Source organism: Microcoleus sp. PH2017_05_CCC_O_A (genome assembly GCF_020738785.1).
GTDB lineage: Bacteria > Cyanobacteriota > Cyanobacteriia > Cyanobacteriales > Microcoleaceae > Microcoleus.
Genome location: NZ_JAEQCB010000261.1, coordinates 1 through 4085, shown reverse-complemented (window position 1 = coordinate 4085; position 4085 = coordinate 1). Strand labels below are relative to the sequence as shown.

Sequence of the window (4085 nt, the reverse complement as noted above, 5' to 3'; positions counted from 1 at the left end):
CTACACGAATTTAACGCTGACTAATAATACCAATGTCTTTGAGGTGAATGAGGGGGTGGCTGTTACGATGACGGCTGATGGGAAGTATGCGTTTGTGGCTGGTCGTAATAGTAAAAAAATCATTGAAGTTGATGCTAATCCGCTGGCGGGGGGGAATATTGGGATTATTAAAGATCCGTTGGGACCTAATCCGAAATTAGTTGCTGCTACTGAACCGGTGCCGGGGAGTTTAACTAATAATGTGGCTCTTTCTAGTGATGGGAAGTATCTGATTGGCTCTTATCCTACTCTGGGTGGCGGTGGAAGTGCATATGTCTTTGATGTGGAGGAAATTATTAAGACTGTTGAAAATCCTGGTGGTAAAGATTTGACGAAGGTGGCTTTTGATAAAATTAACCCGAAGGTTGTTTCTAAAAGTTTTGCCATTGGTGGTAATCCTTTGGGGTTGCTTGTAGCGCAAAATTTTGAGGACATTCTGCTCAGAGAATTAGAACAGTTTGAAAGGCTACTCAGCGAACCGAATAATCTCAAACAAATAGACGATTTTCTTAAGCGTTGGATACTACCACAAATACAGGGGAAATATCCTACCATAGGGCGAATACTGCGTCGGTTCGGGGAAACGGGTGATTGGACGGTGGCAGATACAGAAATCATAGCGTTACTTAACAAGGGAGTTGATAGGTATCGGTTTGATTCTTCTCGAGTAGATGGATCGGGACCTCATGGTGTCAGAGCACCAATTCCAGAAGATCGGGAAATTCATCTCATATTTCGTGGGGTGGCTGGGGGTGCTAATTTTGCTTGGTTTGCGCGTTTAGTAGGGTTAGGCAATTTTGAAAATTTGCCTAATGCAAGCCGACACATGAATCATTATTTGGAGAATTCTGGACAACCATTAACTATTGACATGAATGAATTTATGAAGGTTTCTAGCGTGAAAAAGAACGTAGAAAAAGCAGTGGAAGAAGCTAAAAAAATTATAGCTAGATCCAGAAAAGATAGCAAAAATCTACGTCCAAACACATTGATTAGTGGTGTCAGAAAATCTGATAGAATAAGAAAAGAAGAATCAGTAGATTGGTTTTTTGCAGTGGGTGATTACAGCTACTGGTGGCAAGCCGATCCCCTTACTGGCGAGATCACCGTACAAATCAGAGACCAATACAACTGGGATCAAGGTAAAGACGTAAACATTTTGGGAGTTACAATCAAAGATGAGGTTCTGGGAAGTCTTCATCAGGCTGGACTTGCCCAAGAATATCAAGTAAAAGGAGAATATAAGTCGCGTATTTAGGAGGATTACAAGAATATCAAGTAAAAGGAGAATATAAGTCGCGTATTTAGGAGGATTATGTGATAAAAAAAGGAGCGATTATTACCAGTGTTATTCTGACTTTATTTCAGTTAAGTAGTTGTTCAATTGCAACTTCTACCAAAGTCTCTGAACCAGAGACTCAAGCATCTCAAATGCCTGTTGATCTTGAAGAAGTGCAATCATTCACTCGGATTATTTTGCCCAAAAGCTATCGAGATTTGCACGTTGACGATGACAAAGAGCGTGGCCGTCTGATTTCTGTGCGGTTCACGATGAACCGCATAGAATTAGATAAGTTCTTAACAGAAGCAGGTTATGAGGGGAAGGCAAAACTTAATGATGGCCGTGAACTGGGAACCGCTCACTTGGCGTGGAAACGCTGGTGGACGCCAGACAATGCAAAGAACTACTTATCAGGTATAATTCGTGAGGATAACTCAGGTAAAGTCTGGCAAAGTCAGATACTGGTAGACCTGGTAAGTGAAAAAACTGTTATTGTGTACCTTCGGGTATTAGGGGTATACGGAAGTTAATTTATCTGGGAAAAACATCTACTTTGATAGTATCTTAAGCTGTTCGACATTCAAACTGCACTATTTGTGGCTCAGACCCCGTGGTGTAAAAGGTTCAAGCAATAATTTAAATGACTAACAGCTTACTAGAGCAACTAAAGCAAGCAAGCTTGCAACGAATCGACGGTCGGTGGCAACTGCTGGCAACTGCTGCTGGCAATGAGGAAAGTATTCGTCAGACGTTGCGCGGTCTGGATGTTAATGAGTTGCGCCTTGACACGGACATTGCTTTGCCCAGCAACTTAGTTGAAGATAGGGTTTTGGCTCTTTCTGTTTCCCGACCCGAACTTTTGCGTAATTTGTTAAATCAGTGGGAAATGGAACCACGCACTGGCGATCCATATCTGGATTCTGGGTGTTTAGACATAGCTCTTAAAACAGCCCGCAGATGTCTCATGGTTGTAGAAATAGATCGTGATGCAGAACCGTGGCTGTGGGATGAACATTTAAAGCCTACATACATGAAAGAAACCATTCGCTTGCTAGCTCGTCGTCCTCTGATTAGTAAAGTGTTGACGCAAAATGACATTGAAAATGCTATTCTCTGTGGGGGCAATCTTCTTCTAGCGTTGCGAACACAAGAAGTACAAATTGAAGAATCTGTATTTGCTCACTATGCGGATTCAATAATTTCCACTGGTCCCTACGTTACCGCTCTGCTGATTGAGTTATCGAGACGAACTAATTTCGATTCCCGGGTCTGGTTTGAACGGATTCTGGAAGTATTTCCTACTATTTCGGATCCGCTAGATCTGACTCTATCAACCTATGCTTTACTCAATGATCAATGGGTTATGCCTTGGTGATCGGGACAGTTAGCTGTGACCAGTAATGCGACTCGCGCCTATGTACCTTTGGAATAAGTAGTTAAGCAAAATTAATTACATAATTATCTCCAAACTCTTTAAGAATTTTTTCTACAGATGAAACAAGAGATTGCCAGCTAGAGTAGGCATCTATTTCAAGCCATGTATATTTGATAAACCGCCACAAAATCTCAATTAAATTCAATTGGGGTGAATAAGTCGGCAATTCAAATATAGTTAAGCCGCGTTCTTTCCATTCTTCAAGTTTATCTAAAATGGCATTGCTAGTATGAATAGAAGCTTGATCTACCACAATAAATGTTGGTCGCTCCACTACAGCAAAAAAAGTATCACTTGCGGGCTATGATTACATCAGAATTAATAGTCTGCTCTGAAACATAAGCATGAAGAGTATTTTGTCGATTCATAATTCCCAAGACATTTAAACGCTTAGTTCTACGACTATCAATTGACAAATATTCACCAATATCTTGCCATCCATAAGGGACACAAGGGATGCCACAAAAACCGGACTCATCCAAATAGTATAAATCAATTTTCCCCTCATCTTCTAGTTGTTTTAATTCTGACAATTTTTGTTTTTTTCCTTGTATTCTATGGGGTTTGGCTTTCCCCCAACACCTCGACGCATCCTATGCCAACTCATATTTTTTTTTTGATTATTCTCTTAATTGTTTCCGTACTTGTATTAATAGACCGTTCTTTTTTAATTTTTTGTACTACTTGCTTTAGTTGTTTTGGTTGCAATTTTACCCAATCTTTGATTTGAGCAGATTCTGCCGAATTAAAGATTTTTTTTCTGCCTCTACCTGGTTTATTGTATAATCCGAGCATTCCCTCATTTTCCCATCGATTCAACCAATTATACATAGTCTTATAACTAATTTTAAATATTTTCAGCAGTTTTTAATTTTTGAAGTTTTGTGAAACCAAAATTAAAAACTGTGCTCTTTGGCGCACTTGATGATGTCTGCTTTCGCGATAGATTCGGTTTAGCAATTTCAACGAAAGTGGATTAATGTCTCGAAGTAAAAACATATAAAACCTCTTTAAATAAAACTTGATATTTTTAGTATATCATATTATTTGATTTGTGTAATTAATTTTGTTTGACTACTTATACGGGGCGGGTGGCGATGGTGGATTTGCTGGCGCGGCGTCCGGTTGATGTTGATGCTTCGACAGCGGCTGTCGATGATATTAATTTGCCGAGTGGTGCATCTCCTGGGGCAATATCTATTGACCCTTGGGATAATTATGCTTACATCACGGACTCAGGGCGGGGTAGCATTTATGTCCTGGATGTCAATCCTGACTCGCCAAGCTATAACGAAGTTGTTCGGACTATCTCAGTTAATGCTACGTCAG

General features: G+C 40.1%; 4 protein-coding genes and 1 pseudogene. 4 read left to right on the top strand and 1 reads right to left on the bottom strand.

Annotated features, from left to right (window positions below; genetic code table 11):
* The 3 genes from JGK20_RS33260 to JGK20_RS33250 form a co-directional block, all read left to right on the top strand.
* Positions 1-1297, top strand: a 1297-nt coding sequence (locus JGK20_RS33260) for a hypothetical protein (RefSeq protein ID WP_293233665.1), incomplete at its 5' end; no start/stop codon positions are given.
* Between the two features lie 59 nt (positions 1298-1356).
* Positions 1357-1851: a hypothetical protein gene (locus JGK20_RS33255; protein WP_293233663.1), complete on the top strand. Its 495-nt coding sequence runs from the start codon at positions 1357-1359 to the stop codon at positions 1849-1851.
* 110 nt (positions 1852-1961) lie between these two features.
* The gene (locus JGK20_RS33250) at positions 1962-2696 is read left to right on the top strand and encodes a hypothetical protein (RefSeq protein WP_293220588.1); all 735 of its coding nucleotides are present in this window, start codon (positions 1962-1964) and stop codon (positions 2694-2696) included.
* A gap of 61 nt (positions 2697-2757) precedes the next feature.
* Here JGK20_RS33250 and JGK20_RS33245 read toward each other — a convergent pair.
* Positions 2758-3755 (bottom strand): annotated as a pseudogene (locus tag JGK20_RS33245) (IS630 family transposase).
* Positions 3756-3826: 71 nt separating this feature from the next.
* Here JGK20_RS33245 and JGK20_RS33240 point away from each other — a divergent pair.
* Positions 3827-4085, top strand: a 259-nt coding sequence (locus tag JGK20_RS33240) for a hypothetical protein (protein ID WP_293233661.1), incomplete at its 3' end; no start/stop codon positions are given.